This is a genomic window from Polynucleobacter sp. UB-Tiil-W10, from assembly GCF_018881605.1.
Classification (GTDB): Bacteria; Pseudomonadota; Gammaproteobacteria; order Burkholderiales; family Burkholderiaceae; genus Polynucleobacter.
This window is the reverse complement of the sequence record NZ_JACVPZ010000001.1, coordinates 1,738,348-1,760,349: the sequence shown is the minus strand read 5'-3', so window position 1 is coordinate 1,760,349 and position 22,002 is coordinate 1,738,348. Positions and strand designations below refer to the sequence as shown.

Annotated in this window: 27 protein-coding genes and 1 tRNA gene; 14 read left to right on the top strand and 14 right to left on the bottom strand. The window is 45.2% G+C overall.

Annotation, left to right across the window (positions count from 1 at the left end; all coding sequences use genetic code 11):
- Nucleotides 1-5: 5 nt before the first annotated feature.
- Both ICN33_RS09040 and ICN33_RS09035 read right to left on the bottom strand, forming a co-directional pair.
- Entirely contained in the window at nucleotides 6-416 is a 411-nt protein-coding gene (locus ICN33_RS09040) for a hypothetical protein (RefSeq protein WP_216196268.1), read from the bottom strand.
- A gap of 327 nt (nucleotides 417-743) precedes the next feature.
- Complete coding sequence (locus tag ICN33_RS09035) at nucleotides 744-1,328, bottom strand: hypothetical protein (protein WP_216196267.1); 585 nt, start codon at nucleotides 1,326-1,328, stop codon at nucleotides 744-746.
- Between the two features lie 235 nt (nucleotides 1,329-1,563).
- On the opposite strand from ICN33_RS09035, the gene ICN33_RS09030 reads away from it, so the two are divergent.
- From ICN33_RS09030 to ICN33_RS09015, 4 genes are all read left to right on the top strand, one after another.
- Nucleotides 1,564-2,871: a U32 family peptidase gene (locus ICN33_RS09030; protein WP_216196266.1), complete on the top strand. Its 1,308-nt coding sequence runs from the start codon at nucleotides 1,564-1,566 to the stop codon at nucleotides 2,869-2,871.
- A gap of 98 nt (nucleotides 2,872-2,969) precedes the next feature.
- Nucleotides 2,970-3,434: a hypothetical protein gene (locus tag ICN33_RS09025; protein ID WP_255530787.1), complete on the top strand. Its 465-nt coding sequence runs from the start codon at nucleotides 2,970-2,972 to the stop codon at nucleotides 3,432-3,434.
- Between the two features lie 42 nt (nucleotides 3,435-3,476).
- Nucleotides 3,477-4,316: a transporter gene (locus tag ICN33_RS09020; RefSeq protein ID WP_255530786.1), complete on the top strand. Its 840-nt coding sequence runs from the start codon at nucleotides 3,477-3,479 to the stop codon at nucleotides 4,314-4,316.
- 83 nt (nucleotides 4,317-4,399) lie between these two features.
- Entirely contained in the window at nucleotides 4,400-6,139 is a 1,740-nt protein-coding gene (locus tag ICN33_RS09015) for an IlvD/Edd family dehydratase (RefSeq protein ID WP_216196263.1), read from the top strand.
- 23 nt (nucleotides 6,140-6,162) lie between these two features.
- On the opposite strand, the gene ICN33_RS09010 is transcribed toward ICN33_RS09015, so the two are convergent.
- Together ICN33_RS09010 and ICN33_RS09005 are read right to left on the bottom strand one after the other, a co-directional pair.
- A complete protein-coding gene (locus tag ICN33_RS09010) occupies nucleotides 6,163-7,833 on the bottom strand; it encodes an AMP-binding protein (protein ID WP_216196262.1) in 1,671 nt (556 codons plus the stop codon).
- Nucleotides 7,834-7,877: 44 nt separating this feature from the next.
- Nucleotides 7,878-8,435, bottom strand: coding sequence for a 5'-methylthioadenosine nucleosidase (locus tag ICN33_RS09005; protein WP_216196261.1), 558 nt, complete (start codon nucleotides 8,433-8,435; stop codon nucleotides 7,878-7,880).
- An 11-nt stretch (nucleotides 8,436-8,446) separates the two neighbouring features.
- Between ICN33_RS09005 and ICN33_RS09000 the strand changes: the two genes are divergently transcribed.
- Nucleotides 8,447-8,965, top strand: a complete 519-nt coding sequence (locus ICN33_RS09000; protein WP_216196260.1) for an adenine phosphoribosyltransferase — start codon at nucleotides 8,447-8,449, stop codon at nucleotides 8,963-8,965.
- Here ICN33_RS09000 and ICN33_RS08995 read toward each other — a convergent pair.
- The 6 genes from ICN33_RS08995 to ICN33_RS08970 are packed head-to-tail and all read right to left on the bottom strand — an operon-like array spanning nucleotide 8,962 to nucleotide 10,972.
- A complete protein-coding gene (locus ICN33_RS08995) occupies nucleotides 8,962-9,243 on the bottom strand; it encodes a YqjK-like family protein (protein ID WP_216196259.1) in 282 nt (93 codons plus the stop codon). The two genes, ICN33_RS09000 and ICN33_RS08995, sit on opposite strands and share 4 nt — an antisense overlap.
- On the bottom strand, nucleotides 9,240-9,608 hold the full coding sequence (locus ICN33_RS08990; protein WP_216196258.1) for a phage holin family protein: 369 nt from the start codon (nucleotides 9,606-9,608) through the stop codon (nucleotides 9,240-9,242). The genes ICN33_RS08995 and ICN33_RS08990 overlap by 4 nt, the downstream gene beginning before the upstream one ends.
- 6 nt (nucleotides 9,609-9,614) lie before the next feature.
- A complete protein-coding gene (locus tag ICN33_RS08985; protein ID WP_216196257.1) occupies nucleotides 9,615-9,956 on the bottom strand; it encodes a YqjD family protein in 342 nt (113 codons plus the stop codon).
- A gap of 50 nt (nucleotides 9,957-10,006) precedes the next feature.
- Entirely contained in the window at nucleotides 10,007-10,432 is a 426-nt protein-coding gene (locus tag ICN33_RS08980) for a Smr/MutS family protein (protein ID WP_255530784.1), read from the bottom strand.
- Nucleotides 10,433-10,491: 59 nt separating this feature from the next.
- On the bottom strand, nucleotides 10,492-10,791 hold the full coding sequence (locus tag ICN33_RS08975; RefSeq protein WP_216196255.1) for a hypothetical protein: 300 nt from the start codon (nucleotides 10,789-10,791) through the stop codon (nucleotides 10,492-10,494).
- 1 nt (nucleotide 10,792) lies between these two features.
- Nucleotides 10,793-10,972: a hypothetical protein gene (locus tag ICN33_RS08970; protein ID WP_216196254.1), complete on the bottom strand. Its 180-nt coding sequence runs from the start codon at nucleotides 10,970-10,972 to the stop codon at nucleotides 10,793-10,795.
- 223 nt (nucleotides 10,973-11,195) lie between these two features.
- On the opposite strand from ICN33_RS08970, the gene ICN33_RS08965 reads away from it, so the two are divergent.
- From ICN33_RS08965 to ICN33_RS08940, 6 genes are all read left to right on the top strand, one after another.
- Nucleotides 11,196-12,188, top strand: a complete 993-nt coding sequence (locus ICN33_RS08965; protein ID WP_216196253.1) for a tripartite tricarboxylate transporter substrate binding protein — start codon at nucleotides 11,196-11,198, stop codon at nucleotides 12,186-12,188.
- Nucleotides 12,189-12,191: 3 nt separating this feature from the next.
- A complete protein-coding gene (locus ICN33_RS08960) occupies nucleotides 12,192-13,700 on the top strand; it encodes a class I adenylate-forming enzyme family protein (protein WP_216196252.1) in 1,509 nt (502 codons plus the stop codon).
- A 21-nt stretch (nucleotides 13,701-13,721) separates the two neighbouring features.
- Nucleotides 13,722-14,501, top strand: coding sequence for a citryl-CoA lyase (locus ICN33_RS08955; RefSeq protein ID WP_216196251.1), 780 nt, complete (start codon nucleotides 13,722-13,724; stop codon nucleotides 14,499-14,501).
- 2 nt (nucleotides 14,502-14,503) lie between these two features.
- Nucleotides 14,504-15,244 carry an SDR family oxidoreductase gene (locus tag ICN33_RS08950; RefSeq protein WP_216196250.1) on the top strand — a complete coding sequence of 247 codons (741 nt, stop codon included), beginning with the start codon at nucleotides 14,504-14,506 and terminating at the stop codon, nucleotides 15,242-15,244.
- Nucleotides 15,245-16,072, top strand: a complete 828-nt coding sequence (locus ICN33_RS08945; protein ID WP_216196249.1) for an SDR family NAD(P)-dependent oxidoreductase — start codon at nucleotides 15,245-15,247, stop codon at nucleotides 16,070-16,072.
- 62 nt (nucleotides 16,073-16,134) lie between these two features.
- The gene (locus ICN33_RS08940; RefSeq protein ID WP_216196248.1) at nucleotides 16,135-16,683 is read left to right on the top strand and encodes a hypothetical protein; all 549 of its coding nucleotides are present in this window, start codon (nucleotides 16,135-16,137) and stop codon (nucleotides 16,681-16,683) included.
- A 91-nt stretch (nucleotides 16,684-16,774) separates the two neighbouring features.
- Here the strand turns inward: ICN33_RS08940 and ICN33_RS08935 are convergent, their stop codons facing one another.
- From ICN33_RS08935 to ICN33_RS08920, 4 genes are all read right to left on the bottom strand, one after another.
- On the bottom strand, nucleotides 16,775-17,638 hold the full coding sequence (locus tag ICN33_RS08935; RefSeq protein ID WP_216196247.1) for an HD-GYP domain-containing protein: 864 nt from the start codon (nucleotides 17,636-17,638) through the stop codon (nucleotides 16,775-16,777).
- 206 nt (nucleotides 17,639-17,844) lie between these two features.
- A complete protein-coding gene (locus tag ICN33_RS08930) occupies nucleotides 17,845-18,804 on the bottom strand; it encodes a GAF domain-containing protein (protein WP_216196246.1) in 960 nt (319 codons plus the stop codon).
- Between the two features lie 349 nt (nucleotides 18,805-19,153).
- Entirely contained in the window at nucleotides 19,154-19,414 is a 261-nt protein-coding gene (gene infA / locus ICN33_RS08925) for a translation initiation factor IF-1 (RefSeq protein WP_216196245.1), read from the bottom strand.
- Nucleotides 19,415-19,499: 85 nt separating this feature from the next.
- Nucleotides 19,500-19,703, bottom strand: a complete 204-nt coding sequence (locus ICN33_RS08920; RefSeq protein WP_072583619.1) for a cold-shock protein — start codon at nucleotides 19,701-19,703, stop codon at nucleotides 19,500-19,502.
- 352 nt (nucleotides 19,704-20,055) lie between these two features.
- Here ICN33_RS08920 and ICN33_RS08915 point away from each other — a divergent pair, with 352 nt between their 5' ends.
- From ICN33_RS08915 to ICN33_RS08905, 3 genes are all read left to right on the top strand, one after another.
- On the top strand, nucleotides 20,056-20,397 hold the full coding sequence (locus ICN33_RS08915) for a helix-turn-helix transcriptional regulator (RefSeq protein WP_216196244.1): 342 nt from the start codon (nucleotides 20,056-20,058) through the stop codon (nucleotides 20,395-20,397).
- The gene (locus ICN33_RS08910; RefSeq protein WP_216196243.1) at nucleotides 20,397-21,704 is read left to right on the top strand and encodes a type II toxin-antitoxin system HipA family toxin; all 1,308 of its coding nucleotides are present in this window, start codon (nucleotides 20,397-20,399) and stop codon (nucleotides 21,702-21,704) included. The genes ICN33_RS08915 and ICN33_RS08910 overlap by 1 nt, the downstream gene beginning before the upstream one ends.
- A gap of 124 nt (nucleotides 21,705-21,828) precedes the next feature.
- Nucleotides 21,829-21,903, top strand: a tRNA-Cys gene (locus ICN33_RS08905).
- Nucleotides 21,904-22,002 lie beyond the last annotated feature (99 nt).

Here is a 22,002-nt window from a genome sequence, read left to right as displayed (position 1 = left end):
GAAATTTAGAGGTCTAGAGGTGGAGCCAAAGAAAGGGGTGGTGAACTTTGGGCGTACCTTTGATAGGCAAATCTGTCTATGCTATAAAAATGGGAAATTGGTCTAGCAGCATAGGTTGCATACACTAAAGCAACCAAGACTAAAACATAGAAATTTAAGATAACAAGATCAAATTGATCACTTTGACGTGAAGCAGGCATCCCGACCTCTGCTGACTCTTCGGTAGAGGTAGTTATAAATGCCTTTCCAGTTTTAGATGCATTAGCGGACTCAAATCCCATGCTAGCAACGTGAAGATGGAGGCCATACTGACTTGAGGCTCCAGTATGCGCATGCAGAAATGGGGTCAATACCTGCAAAATAATAGCCAGGAACAATGCAGCAACAAGTAGAGGTTTTGATCTCAATACATGCATGTTCTTATTCTACACCCGCAATATTTCAACTAATTGACGTGCAATTAACCAACCATAAGCCCTGCTGAGAATCATTCGCACTTGTTAACAAACGTCTCCTAATGGCCGATTTCGGCCTATCAAAGACTTAATCCGAAAGACCGCTTTGGCCGAAAAGCGGAAATTGAGAAAATTTAGCTTTTGTCTGAAAATGGCAGCTAGGAGAGGTTTAATCCAATGGAATAACCAAAACCCAGTGCCCAGATTTGTCAGAACAGGCGAGCCAAATAAGTAAAGCCCCTAGAGGAATCTAGGGGCTTTTTCTTTTGTTGTAGGGAGAGGCGATTTTTAGATCAACCCCTTCTTGCGGAGATTGGCTAGGCGGTTATTTAGCGTCTTAATAGTCAGAAGATTGTATTTATCACCCTGCGTCCAAGCACTGCCCTTCCACTCAATGCCTTCTGGTGTGACATTGGCGAACGGCTCTTTACCCTCTTTTACATAACCCTCCAAGATGGCGATTAATGCAGCTCGATCATCGGATCCGCCAGCGTCTTTGACGGCATCCAAAATTGGCTTAGTGATCGTATCGGCATAAGTCGCCTTAGTATCTGGATGCTTTGGCGCTGCCGGCTCTTCAAAGATGTACTCATGGGGCCACTCAAAGACATTTCTAGCGGAATTTTTTACCGCAGCTGGACTTACTGCAATGCTCTGTGGATTTTTAGGGTCTGTCGGTAGTCCCAAGCCCAAAATCCAGGCTTCAAATTCTGCGATGCGACTATAACGTATTTCTTCGCTATCGCGCTTCTGCTCTTCTTGCGAGAACAATAAAGTAACCCATGCCCAAGCAATATCCTTGGGTATTGAATACTCTTGAGCCAAAATACCGCTCGCCTTTTTTAGGATGGGTTTAGACGTTAGTTTTGTCATTGCATTCTTTCTGCATTCTTCGTGCATTCTTTGATAAGTGCCTTCAATTTCGGGTGAAGAGTCTAAGGGAAGGCTCCCCGTTCATTTTGACAATGCTCTCCACAGACCAACTAGGATACTCTTCATTGGGTAAGGGTTTGTTAGTCAGGCACGCATAAATCCAGCTTTAGCAGGCTCTAGGGCTTGGTAATACCGCAAATCAAACAAGATTGGCCGTATTCACTAAAATAGCCCAATGACTAAGATTCCTGAACTTCTCGCTCCAGCCGGCAGCCTCTCCATGCTGCGTACTGCCTTTGATTTTGGCGCAGATGCCATTTACGCAGGGCAACCTCGTTATTCCCTACGAGTTCGCAATAACGACTTTGGCAAGATTGAAGTTCTCAAGGAAGGTATTGATACCGCCCATGAAATGGGTAAGAAATTTTATTTAGTTTCTAACTTACTCCCTCATGGCGGTAAAACACGCACTTACATTAAAGATATGGATCCAGTGGTTGCATTAAAGCCTGATGCTTTAATCATGTCCGATCCTGGTCTGATCATGATGGCGCGTGAAGCATGGCCCGATATGCCAATCCATTTATCTGTCCAAGCGAACACTGTGAATGGTGCTTCAGCAAAATTTTGGCGTTCCGTTGGTATCAGTCGTGTAATCCTCTCTCGCGAACTCTCCTTTGATGAAATCGAAGAGGTACGTCAAGACTGTCCAGAAATGGAACTCGAAGTATTTGTGCACGGCGCCTTATGTATTGCCTATTCTGGTCGCTGCTTGCTATCAGGTTATATGTCCCACCGAGATTCGAATCAAGGCGCCTGCACTAACGCCTGTCGCTGGGATTACAAAGTCAAACCTGGCCAACAAAACACCAGCGGAGATGTTGTACTTCTGCAAGAAGCCCGCCGTCCCGACGATTTGATGCCGATGGAAGAAGACGAACATGGCACCTACATCATGAACTCTAAAGATCTACGCGCGGTTGAACATATCGAACGCCTGACAAAGATGGGTGTTGACTCCTTTAAGATTGAGGGCCGCACCAAATCACCTTATTACGTTTCACGCACTGTTCAATCCTACAGAGCAGCGATTAATGATGCTGTTCAAGGAAAACCTTTTAACACTGCCTTATTAGGTCAATTAGAAGGTTTGGCAAACCGCGGCTATACAGATGGTTTCTATGAGCGTCATCACGATAAGGAGTATCAACTCTATATGCGTGGTCATTCTTTATCAGGACGCAGCTTATATGTTGGAGAAACACTCGAAATTGATGAAGCAACAGGCCGCGTTAAGGTAGACGTTAAGAATCGTTTTTCTGTCGGCGACAAAATAGAAATCATCGAGCCCAATGGAAATACCGACATCACCTTATCTGAAATGTGGAATATGCATGGTGACTCGATTGATGTCGCTCCAGGCTCAGGTCACTTTGTCTGGCTCAAAATACCGATGTCTAGTAAGCACGCCTTTATTGCACGCTACACCCAAGAGCCCGCTCCAGTGGAAACAGCAGGGTCCTGCTCTACCTGCGGTGAGTAGCTCACCAATTTCTCTGATCGAAGATTTTTATGCCCAATAACCACAGCCCTAATATTCAGCCCAATAAACCTAGCTTAAAAACAAAGCTCGAGGAGGAGATGAAAAAAGCGTTTGCTTTAACGCTTTACTTCGGCACTTGGTTCTGCGCGATTGCCTTTATGGCTGCAACTGCTCTTGAAGAGCGCCCTATTCCGCTAACCATCTTTGGTTTTGCACTCATTAAGGCGGCTTTATCAGCAAAATTTATGTTGATTGCCCAGGCTGCATATCCAATTAAAATTGATAAACAACATGGGATTGTTAAATCTCTTTTGCTTGAATCATTAGTCTATTTAATGGTTGTTCTGGGATTAAATTACCTTGAGGCAGGCATTCACGGTTTAATTAATGGCAAAGAATTTATTCCCTCTATGACAGCCTTTGGAAATTCTGATCCATTGCGAGTCTTTGCAATGTCGATTGTGTATTGGCTAATTGTTTGGCCTTACTTGATTTTTATGGGCGTCAATCTTGCATTAGGTAATACGGCCACGCTAAACATCCTTTTTGGCTCTAAAAAATAATTGCCTTACTTGTATTACGTGAGAATTTTTTGGCTTTGCCTGTTGGGATTTTTTTACCAACAAGCTTCTGCTCAAGAAATCGAGGCGCGCGCTTATTCCAATGCACCCATCGGAATTAACTTTGTTTCTGGTGGTATAGCTCAGGCCAAAAGTGGGTCTTATACCCTCGTAACAGAAGCAGTAAATATGACCCGCATCATTGATGTCTTTGGGCAATCCGGTAGGATCAGTCTCTTATTGCCGTATGCCCAACTTTCAGGAACGGGTAGTACAGGAAGCTCGAATATGAATGCCTCCGCAGAAGGCTTATCGGATCCCGTTGTAAAGATCTCCGCAAATCTTTACGGCGCACCAGCACTTTCTTTGGATGAATTTAAATACTACCAACAAGACTTGATCATCGGCGCTAGCCTTGCTGCATCCGTCCCATGGGGCAAGTACAACAGCGAACAAATGCTCAACGTAGGCGCCAATCGCTCTCTTTTTCAACCTGCTTTCGGTGCATCACAAGCCATCGGTCCTTGGCGCTTAGAGCTTGCTGGCATGGCAACCATCTATACCAGCAACACCAATTTTTTAGGTGGCAACACTCTCTCGCAAAACCCAATTTATTCAACCGAAGGCCATGTTATTTATTATTTTCCGAATACGGCTTACATATCAGCTGATGCCACCTACTTTATGGGCGGACAGAAGTATGTCAACGGCACGGCAATTAATGGTTCACAAGAAAATTGGCGCTTTGGTAGCACACTGTCCTACCCTATTAATAAACAGAACTCAATACGCCTAACTGGTAGTAAGGGGGTCTATTCCAATACCAATACGAACTACGAAGCCTTAGGCATCTCCTGGCAGTACCGCTGGGGTGGCGGTCTGTAGGTAAATCAGCCATTCCATCGCTACAATTGAAGCAAAGTTTATGCAGCACCCTATAAAACCATTTAAAAAGATTTGAGACATTGATGAGCAATAAGCCAAAAGATCCTGCAGAGAGCGGTTTACGCAAAGGCTTAACCAGTTATGGCGATAAAGGCTTCTCTTTGTTTTTGCGCAAAGCCTTTATTAAGGGTGCTGGATATACCAATAGCGCCTTAGATCGCCCAGTGATTGGCATCATCAATACCGGCAGCGCCTACAACCCCTGCCATGGAAATATGCCCCAACTGCTTGAGGCAGTAAAGCGTGGTGTGATGTTAGCTGGCGGCTTACCTATGGAATTTCCAACGATATCAATCCATGAGAGTTTTGCTGCGCCTACTAGTATGTACTTGCGCAATTTGATGTCTATGGACACCGAAGAAATGTTGCGTGCGCAGCCGATGGATGCGGTCGTCATGATTGGTGGCTGCGATAAAACGGTTCCCGCACAAATGATGGGTGCTGCTTCTGCTGGTCTACCAGCTATCCAACTGATTACTGGCTCTATGTTGACGGGCTCACATCGTAGCGAACGGGTGGGCGCTTGTACTGACTGCCGTCGTTACTGGGGAAAGTTCCGCGCTGGCGAAATCGATGAAGTCGAAAAAGATGAAGTCAATGATCAGTTGGTAGCCAGTGTCGGTACTTGTTCGGTGATGGGTACAGCAAGCACGATGGCCTGCATCTCTGAAGCGCTGGGCATGACCGTTCCTGGTGGCGCAACGCCTCCAGCAGTCACGGCGGATCGGATCCGTATTGCTGAGGAAACGGGTACCTGCGCTGTAAAGATGGCTAAAGAAGGTTTAACCATCGATAAAGTATTAACTGCAGACGCTTTTGAAAATGCAATGCGTGTTCTGCTAGCCATTGGTGGCTCTACCAATGGCATAGTGCACTTAGCCGCCATTGCTGGACGCATGGGTCTAGAGATTGATTTAGATGCACTCGATAAGATGGGTGATGAGACTCCTGTTCTGGTGGACTTGAAACCATCTGGCGATCACTACATGGAGAACTTCCATGATGCTGGTGGTATGACTACCCTGTTGCGTGAGTTAAAGCCCCTTTTAAAGTTAGACACAATGACCGTGTCAGGCAGAACCCTTGGCGAAGAAATTGATGCTGCCCCACCGAGCTTTAAACAAGACGTCGTGCGCCCATTTAATCAGCCTATTTATCCACGCGGCAGTATTGCGGTCTTGCACGGCAATTTAGCCCCTGGTGGTGCCATCATCAAGCAATCTGCTGCCAATGAAAAACTCATGGAGCATGAAGGTCGCGCTGTTGTCTTTGAAGATGCGGCTGATTTGGCCAATCGTATTGATAGCCCAGATCTCGATGTCACTGCTGATGATATTTTGGTACTCAAAAATATTGGGCCTAAAGGCGCTCCTGGTATGCCTGAGGCTGGTTACATTCCGATTCCAATGAAATTAGCCCGTGCTGGCGTAAAAGATATCGTCCGCATCTCTGATGGACGTATGAGCGGCACCGCTTTTGGCACGATAGTCTTACACGTCACACCGGAGTCCGCCATTGGTGGTCCTTTGGCACAAGTGCGCAATGGTGATCGCATTCGCTTAAGCGTGAAGAATCGTGAAATTAGCCTCTTAATTTCCGAAGAAGAACTGGCTCAGCGTATGAAAGACAATCCTATTACTTCACCCACTGCTGAACGCGGCTATAAAAAGCTTTTTTTGGATACCGTTACTCAAGCAGATCAAGGTGTGGACTTTGATTTCTTAAGGGCAGTCAAGATGGTTGGTAAGACGCCGCGCAAGTAACTGCAAGCAAAATCAAGATAGTCCTAATGCTCAAGATGTCGTAGTTCACGACGCAATATCTTGCCGACATTCGATTTGGGTAGCTCATTGACGAAAACTATCTTCCTGGGTCGCTTGTAACTAGGAAGATTGTCTTTGGAATATTGCATGACATCTGCTTCGGTGATGTGATGGTTTGATCTCACTACAAACGCCTTCACAATCTCACCCAGTTTGCGATGAGGTACTCCAATCACGGCGGATTCTTTGATGCCAGACATCTGCGATAGAACATCCTCAACATCATTCGGAAAAACTTTAAAGCCCGCAACCACAATCATGTCTTTTTTGCGGTCAACAATCTGAACGAAACCTTCTGCAGTGATAAGTCCAATATCACCAGACTTAAAATACCCATCAGCAGTCATGCAATGCCGAGTTTCTTCGAGATTATTCCAATATCCCGCCATCACTTGTGGCCCTCGAATGCAAATCTCACCAGCAGTACCCTGCGGCAGGACAACACCATCGTCATCCAGTATCACTACATCCGTGCCTGGAATTGGTGAGCCAATGTGGCCAGTGAAATGCTTCTCCAGCGGGCTATTGACACAGACTACAGGGGATGTCTCTGAGAGACCATAACCCTGAGCGATTGGTACACCAGTTAATGCTTGCCAATGGTCTGCAGTCTTTTTGTGAACCGCCATTCCGCCACCAATCGTCACCAATAGGTTTGGTAACTTCACTTTTTTAAATTCTGGTCGGTGAATGAGAGCATGAAATAAAGTATTTACCCCTGGGAAAATATTAATATTGGGATGCTTACTAAGCATTTTGATGAATCCTGTGATGTCACGAGGATTGGCTACCATCACTAATAAGCCGCCCTTAGCAAGCCCCAATAAAGCACAAGCAGTTAGCGCAAAAATATGCGTTAAAGGTAAGGCGCATAAAAAAACCAATTGATGGTCTGGTCGACTTTTTAATCCTGGGGTGAGCCAAGACTCTATTTGCATCACATTAGAAAGAATATTTCGATGGAGCAATACAGCACCCTTTGAAACCCCAGTAGTGCCACCGGTATATTGCAAAAAAGCAATGTCGTCTAAACCAATCTGAGGGCGTACAAAAGTATGCTCACGTCCAATACTTAAAGCTTCTTTAAATTGGATGTGTGGAAATTTCCAATACGGGATTATTTTTTTGACGTGACGTGCAACCCAGTTAATGACATGTCCCTTGATACCCAATAATTCTCCTGGGCTGCTGACGACCACCCTCTTAACGGATGTTTGCGTCTTAATCTGCTGATAAGTGGAAGCAAAGTTTTCCATCATGACCAAAACAGAAGCACCACTATCTAGCAATTGAGACTCTAGCTCTCGGGCTGTATATAAGGGGTTGATATTTACCACCACGCAACCTGCGCGCAGAGTCCCAATCATGGCAATGACATACTCGACAACATTGGGATACATCAGCGCTACACGGGCACCCTTCTCTAATTGCAGGCTCTGAAGGTAAGAGGCGAAATCTGTTGATAGTCGATTAATTTCGCGATAAGAAAAAAAGGTCCCCATCGATTCAATGAGCTGACGACTGCCAAATCGTTCAAAACATTCATCAATAAACTCACTCAAGGAGGAATGGCTTAAAGGCCCTAACTCGTGAGGAACCCCCTCAGGGTAATGCTTTAACCAGGGTTTTGACATATCCACCAATATATCTCGTAAGTATCTCGAAACTGTCTCGTAACTTAAGCAATGATTTGCTTTAGTTTGTCTAAGAATAACTCTTGGCCATGGTGAACTCTTGACTGCCAATCATCGCCAGAACTCTCATTGGCATCATCAGTAATGTATTTAAAGGACTGCCAAGGGATATGGTGATCATGTGCAATTGCAGCAATTGCAAATAGCTCCATATCCACTACATCCACACCTTGACTATGTAGCCAAGGATCGTGGGCGGTGACAAAGCTATCTCCAGAGCCACATAGAAATGACCCAGTAGACAGATACTCTTGAGGTCTTGGGCAGAATGGGGTGCTGCCACGGGGCGCCAAAGGTTCAGCGTCCATATCTCGTTGAATTACCTTGCCGATCTCCAGTAGGCCCTGCAAAGATGGCTTGATTTTTCCTGCGGTACCAAAGTTCAAGATTCGCTTTGGTGAGTATTGGTGTATGGCTTTGATGCTGGTCATCGTGGCATTAATTTTGCCGACGCCGGAATACACAATCTCCACCCCTTTAGGCAATGACTCTCGCTTGAGCTCGGACTCTAATGCGGTAATAATGAGAAGTTCTGTTTTCATATTGGCTGGTGATGAATTTATTAGATTATCTACCCGGAGTTCCTGATTTTCCAAAACCCGGCATCCTCTTTAGGGATATCTCCCCACTTTTAGCTAGCCCTATTGCTTTTAAAGAGGCTGTTGCACAACTCCATGAGCTGGCGCAGCAGTTTGATTACACCCATATTTTAGGTATTGAGTCGCGTGGCTTTATCTTTGGGTCTGCGCTAGCCCACCACGCTCACAAGGGCTTAGCGCTAGCCAGAAAGCCCAACAAACTTCCTTTGGCCAGCCATCGAGAAGCTTATGGTTTGGAATATGGAAGTGACTCTCTTGAGATTCAGCAGTCCACCCTGCCAAAAGATGCCAAAGTATTGCTATTGGATGATGTATTGGCTACCGGGGGAACCTTGGTTGCTGCAGATAAATTAATTCGGAGCGCTGGCTTTGAAGTCACTGGCGCCATTACCTTGCTTGAAATCGCCTGCTTAAATGGCAGCAAGCTGCTAAATCAACACGGCATTCGCCACCAGTCTGTATTAAAAAGCTAGACCAGTTTTTTAACGCTCTTGATGATCTTCATAGCGCCCCAACCTACCGCTAGCGCTTTACTAGCAAGCTTGGGTTTGTAATGCGCTAGCGCTGCAAAAGCACTAGTCCAGAGGATAGGGTTACTCTTCAAGAAGTTAACAGTATCGATGCCTTTATCGGCCCAGGAGAGCGGCTTTTCCCAAGGCTCAAAATGTTCTGCTAACGCAATTCGTTCCCGGCTTGCCTGAATCTTAAGCTCCTGTTGGCGATGCTCTAAAGCCTTTAGTTGCTCACTCATTTTGAAAGCGCTTCGCGATCTTTTGCAAGTTCTGAAATAGAAGCCTCAAATAATTTGGGCATCTTGCGCAGTGATTGAGTAATTAATGCTGCCAAAATTAAGCCGACGGACAAAAACGCCCCCGTCAATAATCCTAGGGCTAGCATTCGGTCAGTCTCCCAGCTATAAATCACGATGAGCAATGCCAGCATGACTAAGCCGAAGAATAAAAAGAATAAAGCGCTAACAATCATGACTAGTAAGTTGATGAATTTACTTCTAGCAATTTGTACATCAAGTGATAACAGTTCGAGACGAGTTTGCGCTATGGATGCTCCTGTTGAAGCAAGGCCCTTGATGGAGGAAAGTAAATTTTCTTGAGACATAGAGATCTAGCGACGTCCAATGAATAAGCCAATCAGTAAACCTAAGCCAGCGGCAACGCCGACTGCTTCCCAAGGACTGCGATGAACAAAATCATCTGCACTATCCGCGGCACTTTTCGCCTTATCCAGTAGCTTGCCCTCAACATCAGAAAGACTCTCTTTAGCACCCGCTAGTGTTTCCAGGGCTTTATTTCGAATCGAGCTAATCGCCGCGCCTGGATGATCTTCAGTTGCCTTGATTAAAGCCTCGGCATCAGCCATCAGTGATTTGAATTCACCAATCAATTGCTCTGCACCAGTTTTATGTTCGTCATGTACTACAGGATGGTCTAACTTCTTAGCGGTCATGGAGATGTATTCCTAGTAGATAAAGCATTCACTACAGACATAACCCTATTCTAAGCACTTCTAGCCTGAGATCCCAACAATAAAACGGTCATTCCTCCATTGCCCTCTTTAAAGCGCTTTAGATACCGTTTTAATCCAGGCCGACGTTTGAGTAAGTCGTAATAAGCCTCGCTACCATAAGCGACGTCTTCACCAAAATAAAATTCGTCCACACGATCGGAATAACGATTATTTTCCAAAGCATCGTGGATAGCCCATTTAATGCGGCCGCCTTCACCACTAGATCCATAGCCATGAATCAACACAATCGCCTTGATTCCTAACTCCAGAGCTTTGCGAAGATAGTCAGTGAGTCGATCTAAAGCTTCTTCAACGTATGGCCCGTCTTGCTTAATATTGAGCTCAATCGTATCCGAGCTCAGAATGGGTAAATTTTCTGAGCCACAATGCGGACATTGATTGAACAATGCCCGCATATTTCCACAATCAGGACATTCAGCGTTATATGCCAATTTATTGAATCTAACTGAACTCCTTAAGAGCAGTACTTACCTTCTAAACCTCTTGCATCAGTTGTCTTATCGTCAACCATTAAGTTCAACGTCTTTTGCGCAAGATCCCGATTCTCTGGGGTCTTCAGACTCGCGTTAATTAACGTAGATACATCCTTGCGAATGGAAGTGTTGCCGTAACGCAAGTCTTTCAAAATAGATACGGCCTCGGCTGATATTTTGCACTGCTGGTTTATCAGCTCAGAAGAATCCGACGGCTTTGTATTTGCAAATGCAAACGCAGCAACGGAGACTGATACGGCTGCTAATAGAGTCTTTTTCATCTTAGTTCCTTATTTTGTGACCACACGTTGGACAACAACCGACTTCTTTCGCTCTTGTTTTTCTCAGAGCGGCATACACACTGGATTCTGAAATTTCCATCTTTCTTGCTGCTTGAGCTGCAGTCATACCCTTCCCTACCCAATCCAAGGCTTGTTGTGTTTTAGGTATCTGTCTCTTCATTTCATCTCCCAGTTCGGTCACTATATCACAACTTCTGTAGTTGTGAAGTTGTGAACTTTAGTAAAAGTCTAGTGAGATACCCTAATAAAAGCCTAAGGGTTCGGTGTCATGGCTTTGGCTGCAAGAACGCCTCTGGGCAGCTTTGGTGTTATAAATACTGCATAAATAAGAAATTAGGGCTTATGAGACTGTCTTAATGCACCCTAGAAATTAGAGGAGATCTATGTCTACACATTTCATGCCTAAAAAAGGCTTGCTAACTATCTTTGCCGCCCTCATCACGGCAACATCGATCCCAGCTTTCGCTCAATCATCCTCAGCTTGGCCGACTAAGCCAATTAAGATTGTTGTTGGCTATTCTGCTGGTGGTGCGACTGATGTTTTAACGCGCTTAGTTTCAGTCGGCATGGGCAACACACTGGGACAATCCATCGTCGTTGAAAATCGTCCCGGCGCCAATAGCAACGTAGGCGCAGAAATCGTGGCTCGCTCAGCTGCCGATGGCTATACGTTGTATGCCTTCTCTATTGCAAACACCATTAACGCTACGCTCTACCCTAATTTGAGCTACGACCCCATTAAAGATTTTGAACCAGTAGGCATGATTGCCAAGATTCCGAATATTCTGGTGGTTAATCCAAGTCTTCCTGTAAAAACTGTTGCTGACTATGTGCGTTATGCTAAGGACTCCAAAGACGGCGTTACATTTGCCTCTTCTGGCAGCGGTTCATCTATTCATCTCTCCGGTGAAATGTTTAAGATGCAGGCAAAAATTCAGATGCTGCATATTCCATACAAAGGTAGCGCTCCTGCGGTAACTGATTTACTGGGTGGTCAAGTTGAATCCATGTTTGATAACGCCCCTTCGGCATTACCCCATATTAAGGCTGGAAAACTTCGCCCAATTGCAGTTACCAGCGCGCAACGCTCACCGTTTTTGCCAGATGTTCCCACCATTGCTGAATCAGGTTATCCAGGCTTTGACGTACAGTCTTGGTTTGCACTTGTAGCTCCGGCTGGAACACCAAAGCCGATCGTTCTACAGTTAAATGCTGCCCTCAATAAGGCACTAAATTCACCCGAAGTTAAACAGCGCATGCAAGAGCTGGCAGCAACACCAGAGCCTGGTACTCCAGAAAAGATGGCTACATTTGAGGCATCTGAAGTCAAGCGCTGGCGTGAAGTAGTCAAAGCTTCTGGCGCTAAAGCTGAATAGTCTATGTTCCCGATTGATTTTTTTTGGAGAGCTGTACAGCGTTGGCCCGATCGCATTGCGATTGATACGCCACAAGGGCCTATTCATTACGCAACCTTATCCAAGCGTGTAAAAGCGCTAGCTGCTGGGCTTACTGCATTAGATCCAACACTGCAAAGTCGCGTTGCTATCTGCGCAGGCAATAGCGCCGATCACATTACTGCCCTGCTAGCGATTTTGGCCTGTGGCAAGGTATGGGTTCCACTCAATCCTAAGAGTACGCATCCAGAGATACAACGCATCATCAATGTCACTGAACCATCTATCGTGATTTTGGATGCCACCAATCAAGATTTTCTGAAGGGCGCAACAGGCTCATGGATTTATACGGGTGCCGACTCTGATGCATCTACACGCAGTATGGTTGAATTAATTCAACTGCATGAGGACGCACCACAACCCACTTTTGAATTACCCTTGGACGCCATTCAGGCCATCAAATTTACTGGCGGCACCACTGGGGCTCCTAAAGGCGTCATGCAGCCTTACCGTGCTTGGATGGCTAACATCAGCAATCAGATTCAGGTATGGGGATTTGATGAGCATGAGCGTTATGTGGTTGCGGCACCGATTACCCACGGTACCTCTACCTATATTCTTCCGATCTTAGCTCAAGGTGGTTGTCATGTGATTTTGGATGGCGCAGGAGCGGAAGTGGTCAGAACTGCTTTCCGTGAGCGACGCGGCACTGCCTGTTTCATGCCACCAACCTTGGTATATATGTTGATGGCTTTACCCAATGCATCCAGAGATGATTTTCCAAAACTGCGAAGATTAATTTATGGCGGCGCTCCAATGCCACCAGAGCAAGTTCGCAAGGTGCGTGATTTCTTTGGTCCTGTCTTAGGAACTACCTATGGTCAAACCGAAGCACCTCAAATATTGACAGTGATGCGTCCTGAGGATTTTGATGATCCCGAAAATTGGGCAGCGGTCGGCAGAACTACTTGGTTTAGTGATGTTGCCATCATGTCTCCTGAAGGCAAGCTCTTACCCAATGGTGAAATTGGTGAAGTTGTCGCTCGTGGTGATTTGTTGATGAATGGTTACTGGCGCATGCCCGAGAAAACAGCAGAAACAATCATTGACGGCTGGCTTCATACCGGTGACCGCGGCTTGATTGATGAACGCGGCTTTTTGTATCTCAAAGATCGTCTAAAAGATATCGTCATTACTGGAGGTTTCAATGTGTATCCAGTTGACGTTGAAAATGCTTTAAGTCAGCACCCCGCTGTTCATGAATGCCTTGTCTTTGGTCTGCCTGATGAGAAATGGGGAGAAACAGTTCAAGCTGCCGTGCAATTGCATCCCAACAAACATGCTGATGAAGCTGAACTCATTGCATTTGTGCGCAATTTACTAGGCCCAGTACAAACACCCAAGCACGTTCACTTTTATGAGAGCTTGCCTCGCTCAAATGTTGGGAAGTTGCTCAAGGGTGCCGTGATTGAAAAACTAAAAACATCTGCTTAGACGAACTTTGAATTGATCACTATGACGAATAAAAAAACACCTGTTACCAGCCTGTGTACCCATACCTTAACTAGCCTGCACTACCGTGATGCAGATTTAGTTGAAGATTTGATGGGTAAAAAAACATTTACCGAAGTGATGTTGATGCAAATTCTGGGTAGAGAGCCGCGTGGCGTAGATATCCGCATTACCGATGCGGTGCTGATCGTATTGATGGAACATGGTTTAACGCCAAGCGCAATCGCCACTCGCCTCATTTATATGAGCGCCCCAGAAAACCTACAAGGCGCTGTATCTGCCGGTCTACTTGCGGTGGGTAGCTCCTTTATTGGAACAATGGAGAACTGCTCTGCTTTACTTGACCGCATTATTGCCGCAAAAGACCAATCTGCAGAAGCGCTTTCCATTGCACGGCATTACAAAGAGATTAAAGGCGCCATTCCTGGCTTTGGACATCACCTTCATAAACCAGTAGATCCTCGGGCCTATAAGCTATTAGATATGGGTCGCGCTGAGAAAGAACTCAAGGGTGATCACATTCGGGCATTGGAGACCTTATCTAAAGCAGTAGATGAAGTAGCTGGTCGACCAATTACCATCAACGCGACTGGCGCTGTTGCAGCCCTGCTTGGTGAAATTGGTATTCCTACCGCAGTCATGCGAGGCTTTGCAGTAATCTCTCGTTCAGCGGGTTTGGTTGCGCATATTGTTGAAGAACAACAAAGCCCATCCGGTCGCTTTATTTGGGACACTATCGAACATGCCATTCCTTTCGTGGATGGCGCCAATAAGATTGGCTAATAATGGTTAACGAAGTCCAGTCCACTAGAGAATGTGCATTAGTCACTGGCGCTAGCCGAGGTATTGGGCGAGCCATATTGGAGCGTCTCATTGCGGATGGTATGCATGTCATCAATTTTGATAAAGAACCTCCCACTCAAATTGCTGCTCATGAAAGCTTCTTTGAAGTAGACGTCTCAAACGAAAATATTTTACGCACTGCGCTAGCCCAAGTGACCTCTAGGTTCTCGATTACGCGTTTAGTCAATAACGCCGGCATTGTTCGCCCTGCCACGATTGAGAACACGACGATTGCAGATCTTCATGCGGTGATGAACGTCAATATCGCTGCAGCCATTATTTGTATACAAGCAGTCATCCCTACGATGAAGGCGACCCATTTTGGACGCATTGTTAATATTTCTAGTCGTGCAGCCTTAGGCAAGGAAGAGCGTATTGCTTATGCAACTTCTAAAGCAGGCTTGCTGGGGCTAACTCGCACGCTAGCCTTAGAGCTTGCCGCGGATGGCATTACCGTCAACGCCGTTGGACCAGGGCCCATTGCCACCGAACTCTTTCAGAGCGCTAACCCGCCTGGTGCACCTGCCACGCAACGCATCCTAGATAGCGTACCTCTGGGTCGTATTGGTCAACCTGAAGAAGTGGCGCATATCGTTGCTTCGCTGCTAGATCAGCGCGCTGGCTTTACAACTGGTCAGGTTGTGTATGTCTGTGGCGGCATTACGGTGGGACTGAGTCAATAAATGAGCGCTATCTCCAATCACCCTGGTTTACCAACAGATCTCACGGGTCGCGTGATCTTTGTCTCAGGAGGCGGCTCTGCAGGTCCAGGATGGAGTATTGGTAGAGCTTCTTGCGTGACGTACGCCAGATTAGGCGCCAAAGTGTGTGTGGTAGATCGGGATTTTGCATCCGCAGAAGAAACCACTCAGATCATTCTGAATGAAGGTGGTACAGCACTGACTTTGGTTGGGGATGTTTCTGAAGAGGACGATGTTAAAAGACTTTTTAGCGAAGCTCGCAAACAGTTTGGCCCGATTGATGTATTGCATCACAACGTGGGCATAGGCAAGGTTGGCGGCCCCATAGAAACCAGTGCTGAAGATTTTGATCGCATCCATAAGGTGAATGTACGCAGCCTGTTGCTAGCAGTGCAAGAGGTTCTTCCTGAAATGGTATCGCGCGGTACAGGCAATATTATTGCCATCTCCTCAGTAGCAGGCATGCGCTATTTGGGCTACCCTCATCTAGCCTATAGCGTTACGAAGGCTGCCAATACCCAATTTATAAGGATGATTGCTCAGCAATATGCCGACAAAGGCATTCGGGCAAATACCGTGGTGCCTGGCTTAATTGATACCCCCCGTATTGCCCATACTGTTGCCAAGATGTTTTCTGAAAATGGACTGGATGAAGCCCGTGCCGCCCGTGACCGCCAAGTCCCATTGGGTCGCTCTGGTACCGCATGGGATGTAGCTCATGCCTGCGCCTTTTTGGTATCCGATGCTGCGGCCTATATTACGGGCACTGAGCTGGTAGTTGATGGCGGCCTGACCGGGAAATACGCCTAAACCCCAGATTTAGAGCCCTAGCCAAAGGGATAGTATGATTTGGTGATTCTTAGGGAGTTTTTATGTATCGCAATATCTATCGTATTGTTTTAATGTTAGCCATCAGCGCTGGTCTTGTTGCCTGCAATCTAAACGATAAAAAAATTAGCGGTTGGGAAGTCAATGATGTCTATCACTCGACCATCATCACTCCCAATTCAGCAACCGGTGGCAAAACCTATCAAGGTCCTCCAATCAACACGATGGATGAAGCCAACACCTATGAAATGTTTAGCTTAAGAGCGGATCAAGCTAAGCAAGGTGCAAAGACCTATGAACTGCTTGCTCAGTTGACCTATTTTTCACAATGGCGTTACTACGATTCTGCAACCCAAGAAGGCGCTCCTGCTACTACATTTAAAGTCGTTGGCAGAGAAGCGGGTGCTTGCGGAGATCGAGGTTGCATCTTTAGAGAAGTGCTCTCAGTACAACTGACTGAAGCATTCCTCAAAGACAAAATGAAGAAAGGTTTTATCCTCACCCTTTCTGCCAAGAATGGCATGAAGACGGAACTCTTTGTACCACCGCAATATATCCAAGGCTATATGCAGGCGGTTAACGGCTTTAACTGATGGCTCAGTGCATTCATTACCAATGAATAAAGGGGCTTAGAGCCCCTTTATTTTTTTGTGTTCAAGCACTACTCTAGAGATTCTGTTTGCCTTAATACTGCTGAGCAACCAATTCAAAGTTTTCACGTTCCGCAATAAATGCCTTTACAACCATCGGATCAAAGGCAGTGCCACTATTGCTAATAATCTCATTACACGCTTTTTCTGTAGGCCAGCCCTTTTTATAAGGTCTACTGCTTACAAGGGCATCATACACATCTGCTACAGTCATAATGCGAGCCTCAATGGGAATAACCTCACCTTTTAGACGCCGGGGATAGCCAGTTCCATCCCATTTCTCATGATGAGCACCAGCTACTTTGATGGCGATTGAAATCAACTCCATCTCAATTTCTTCTGACTGCGACACCACCAGAATTGATTCACCGATTAATGGATGGTGCGACATCAGCTCCCTCTCTTCATCAGTCAAGCGACCTTGTTTAGTAAGAATATGATCCGGAATGCCAACTTTGCCAATGTCATGCAATGGGGCAGCCTTCACCAATTTTTCTATATGGTCTTCAGTCAGGATATCAGGAAACTCGCCCATGATTTTTAGACGATTAGCCAAGAGAGCGACATATTTTTGAGTGCGAATGATATGACTACCTGTCTCATTGTCCTTTGCCTCAGCTAAAGCATTTAAAACGCCTAGCATTTGATTTTCTCGAGCAGTGATAGTCTCTTCAGCAAATTCTAAATCATGCATGTATTTCTTCATTGGCTTGACCACAAGCAACTGAATAACAGGAATAGTAATCAAGGTCAGCAAAGCGACATCTATCACTATCGAAGCCAAGCTTGAAATTGGCCCAAAGGATGGCAGCACATACATAATTAAGGCTTCACCAACGCAGATACTGGCAATCAAGACATAGTTAAGCCTTTTGATTGGGTTGTATTTAGCTGTCATTCCTGCGCCTTCAATGGTCTACCCTCTTGTGGGAAATCATTTGTTTCCCTTACTATGTATTAATCTTATACCTTGTCTTTCATTTTGCCTTCTGAGGGGCAATAAAGGATGCATAAACCCCGCTTTACCGGCTTGGTCTTGGTAGTAATACTAGGTATTTAGCGATGATGCTGCGGGAATCAGCCAAGGGATAGGCAAAGCCAAAATTAATTGCGCGGTCTTTTTCTGGTGCCACGCAAGCCAAGTCCAGCAATACGGGTATCCAAAATCTTATCGATGCTCTCGCGTTGCCACTGAACCTCGGACCGTAGTGCATCTCTCTCAAAATTGTCACGGAATGACATCAAGATACTCACTACCTTGCCAGCTCTGAAAACTGGGAAAAAGTTACATGCGGCATTAAAAGTTTGGCCATCCTTTTTCAAGAGAATCTCTTCATCACGAGAAATCGCATTGCCTGAAGCAGTAATTTTATCTACGAAATTGGTCAGCATATAGGGACTGCCGTCATACCGCTTTGAAGGGAACATTGAATCTAATCTCTTACCCAATAACTCTTCCTTCTCATAGCCCAATAAGTTAGCACCAAACTCATTAATATGAATAAAATTATGTTCTGGATTAATTTCAAACAGCCCTTCCATTGCTTGATCCAGCAAGGCCTCGAGGTGATGCTGGGGCCCTCTTCGATTAATTAATTCCTGAGCTAATTTTGCAAAACCCAATAAGCTTTCTTCTTCGTCGGAAGACAATCTTCTTGCTTTGGAATCAATGATGCATAAAGTTCCGATCCGATAACCATCGGGACTGGTTAAAGGAATGCCAGCATAAAAACGAATATGGGGTGGGCCTAATACAAGTGCATTATTCTTAAAAAGAGAATCTTCAATAGCATTATTTACAACATAAATTCCTTCATGCAAAATTGCATGGCTACAAAAAGAAACGTCTCTTGGGGTTTCATCGACCTCCAATCCCTGCTTAGACATAAACCACTGACGTCTTCTATCTACGAGACTAATGAGTGCAATAGGCACATGAAAATATTCTTTGACTATTTTGGTGATGAAATCCAGTTGCTCGTCTGGTGAGGTGTCCAATATTTCCAATGCTTCAAGAGCAGCAAGTCTGCGCTCTTCATTCTGAAGAATGTCTGATCTATACATTGAAAAACTCCTTTATGGCAAACATAGTGCAACCCACCTTCTATCCAATATTCTTAGCTTAAAAAGAACATTGGTAAATTTGATTCGCTTGAATCAGGAAACAAGATCAAGCTATATCGCCCCGCACCTATAGCTTCATTTTCCCACCATTTTCGCAGAAAGCATGGCAAAGCTTTCCCTACAGCGACAGGGGTGGCTCCCCCACCCTGCCAGATGCGATAAAGGCTGAAGAGCCCCATCGACTAGTACACCTTAACAACGGATCATTTAAAGCCGTTTTTACCAATCGTTTGGCATGACAAAAATTTGCAAATATTGATTTAACTTGCAGTTTTAAACTTCAGATCTATCAATATCGTCTATTCGGCGCACCAGCAAAAGATTGCCTCTTGTCAATATGTCTAAATGTGATTCGGCCTTTGCTCAAGTCATAAGGAGAGACCTCTAAAGAAACCTTATCACCAGCCAATATACGGATGTGATTTTTTTTGACTCTTCCTGCTGTATAGGCAATAAGCTTATGACCATTGTCTAAAGTAACCCGATAACGAGAATCCGGCAGAATTTCATCAACAAGACCTTCCATTTCAAGCAATTCTTCTTTTGCCATTTAACATCCTTAATAAAAATAAAAAGCCCAGCATGGCTGGGCTTTGGACCAGGCTAATAATTTCTGCCTGGCATTTGCTGTTGATTTAAACAGGTTGAATATTGGATGCTAACTTGCCTTTAGGGCCAGTAGTAATATCAAAAGTCACCTTTTGACCTTCAGCTAATGACTTAAATCCGCTGCTATTAATTGCTGAAAAATGGGCAAATAAATCTTCGCCACCGAGTTCAGGGGTAATGAAGCCGAAGCCTTTAGCGTCGTTAAACCATTTCACAATTCCGTTTGCCATATCTGACTATTCCTTAAAAAATATAAAAAGGGCAATGCCCCAAATGAGGCGAAAGTCAAGAATGGCGGGGGAGATGCTAAAAAGAACTATCGCAGGACTGCGGTGTTAATTACTAGTACAACAACACTATTAGCTTGAAAATCGCTGAATATATCTTACTCTACTTTAGTCATAAAAAGTGACTTATTAACAAATCGCCCTTACAAGCCTAATTTTTTCTACAAACTAATAAAAGACTCATAAATAAGCCATTAAAATACTTAAAGACTCATTTATGAGTCATATTTATTGATCTATGGCGTATAAACAGGTATATTAACGCCTCATACTTAACAAAATGTATGGGGCAACTATGCGCGTAGATCAAGAACTAACCCTAGCATCAAAGCAACTCGGGCAATCCGCTGAAATAGCGCAATGCCTTGTTTCTTTGCGTCTTGCACGTCGTGTTCGCCAAGGTGAAGCGGCAGTTCGTGCCGGCCTATCTCGCGCTACTGCACAACGCATTGAAAAGGGCGATCCTGGTGTGGCCATTGGCGCGCTCCTACGTTACTTAGATGCAATCGCTCCAGGCATGACTTTATTGCAGCTTTTAAGCGGCGATGATCCTGCGATCATTGCTTTGCAGCGTCGCTCACGCCCACAACGCGTGCGTGATTTAAGTACAGCGGAAATGAATGCGCTTGATTTCTGATGGCCAATACCACTAAGGATCTTTTTGTCTTTGCCAATCTTGATGGTGAATTTGTACCAGCAGGACAACTGCAAGTAGATGAAGAAGGCTCAAGATTCATTACCTCTTCATTTGCTTATGGCTTGCGCTACTTAGATAGGAGCAACGCACAAGAAGTGGATCCAGTCGGTCTTAGTCTTAAGAATAAAAGCGAGATCAAAGGCAAACGCCTTGTTCCACCTAACGGCTTAGAGACATTTGGTGGAATTCGGGATGCTGCTCCTGATTCTTGGGGAAGAAGAGTGATTGAAGCTAGGCTTAAGGTTCCAGCCAATAGCCTTCCAGAATCAAGCTATCTACTCGAAGCAGGCAGTGATCGTGTTGGGGCTTTAGACATTCGATTTTCTTTAGATCAAGAGGAGCGCCCTGCTCATGAAAGTATTCACAATCTGTCATACGTACTCGAGGGTGCGCAGAAGATTGAGGCGGGCTTGCCAGTGTCAGAAGCACTATCCAGAATTTTGATTGTGGGTAGCGGTCTTGGGGGCATGCGCCCTAAGGCAAGCGTGCGCGATGATGAAAATATTTTATGGATGGCTAAGTTTCCTGGTAACGCTGATGGAGTCTTAGATGTGCCGAGCATTGAATACGCAGCACTCAAACTTGCGCAGTTAGCTGGTCTCAATGTAGCGCAAACCCAATTAGAGCAAGTCGGCAAGAAAAAGGTGTTGATGGTCAAACGTTTTGATCGCTCTTGGACTGCTTTTGCTCGGCCAGCAGAAATTCGTCATCATGTCGTTAGCGCCCTCACCTTAGTTGCCTGTCACGAATCAGAATCCAATACAAAAAGCTATATGGATATTGCGGATGCCATCCGCAGATATTGCGTGATTCAAACAGTCAAAGCTGATCTTGAAGAACTATATGCACGCATGATCTTTAATATTTTTGTTAGTAACGATGATGATCATCTACGCAATCATGCATTCTTATGGAATCATAAGCTTAAAGGCTGGAGTCTAAGTCCACTCTATGATGTGATGCCTCATGCAGTCATTGCAAGTGAGCGTTATCAACATCTAGGTGTTGGACCACAAGGTAAATTGGCCACACTAGATAATGCCTATGGTGCCAAAGAGCGCTTTGGCCTATCCGCACAGCAAGCAAGTTCCATTATCGATCGCATATGGCGAGTAACCAGGCAATGGAAGACGCACTTTGAAAGCCTTGGAATTGCTGCAGATCAAATCGAAGGAATCTCTCTAGCCTTTAGGCATATCGATGATATTTGCAGCGCTGAATTAATTAAGACCTTAGCCAAAAACTAAGCTCTCATTATGAAGCGTATGGTGGGTAACTAGATTTCAATTATTAAAGATGGATTAAATGCTGGGTTCTCAGCATGTCCCCATTTGGTTAAAATGTATATGTCTGAGTAATGAAGGCAACTATGGCGGGATGGCAGAGTGGTAATGCATGAGATTGCAAATCTCACTACCCTAGTTCGATCCTAGGTTCCCGCCTCCACGAAAAGTGCAACCTGAAGCAATGTCGACAAAATTACGTTAGGCGGGATCCATCGCTAGATGACCCTCTAAGCAAGTTTAATCCTTACCTTATCTTGAA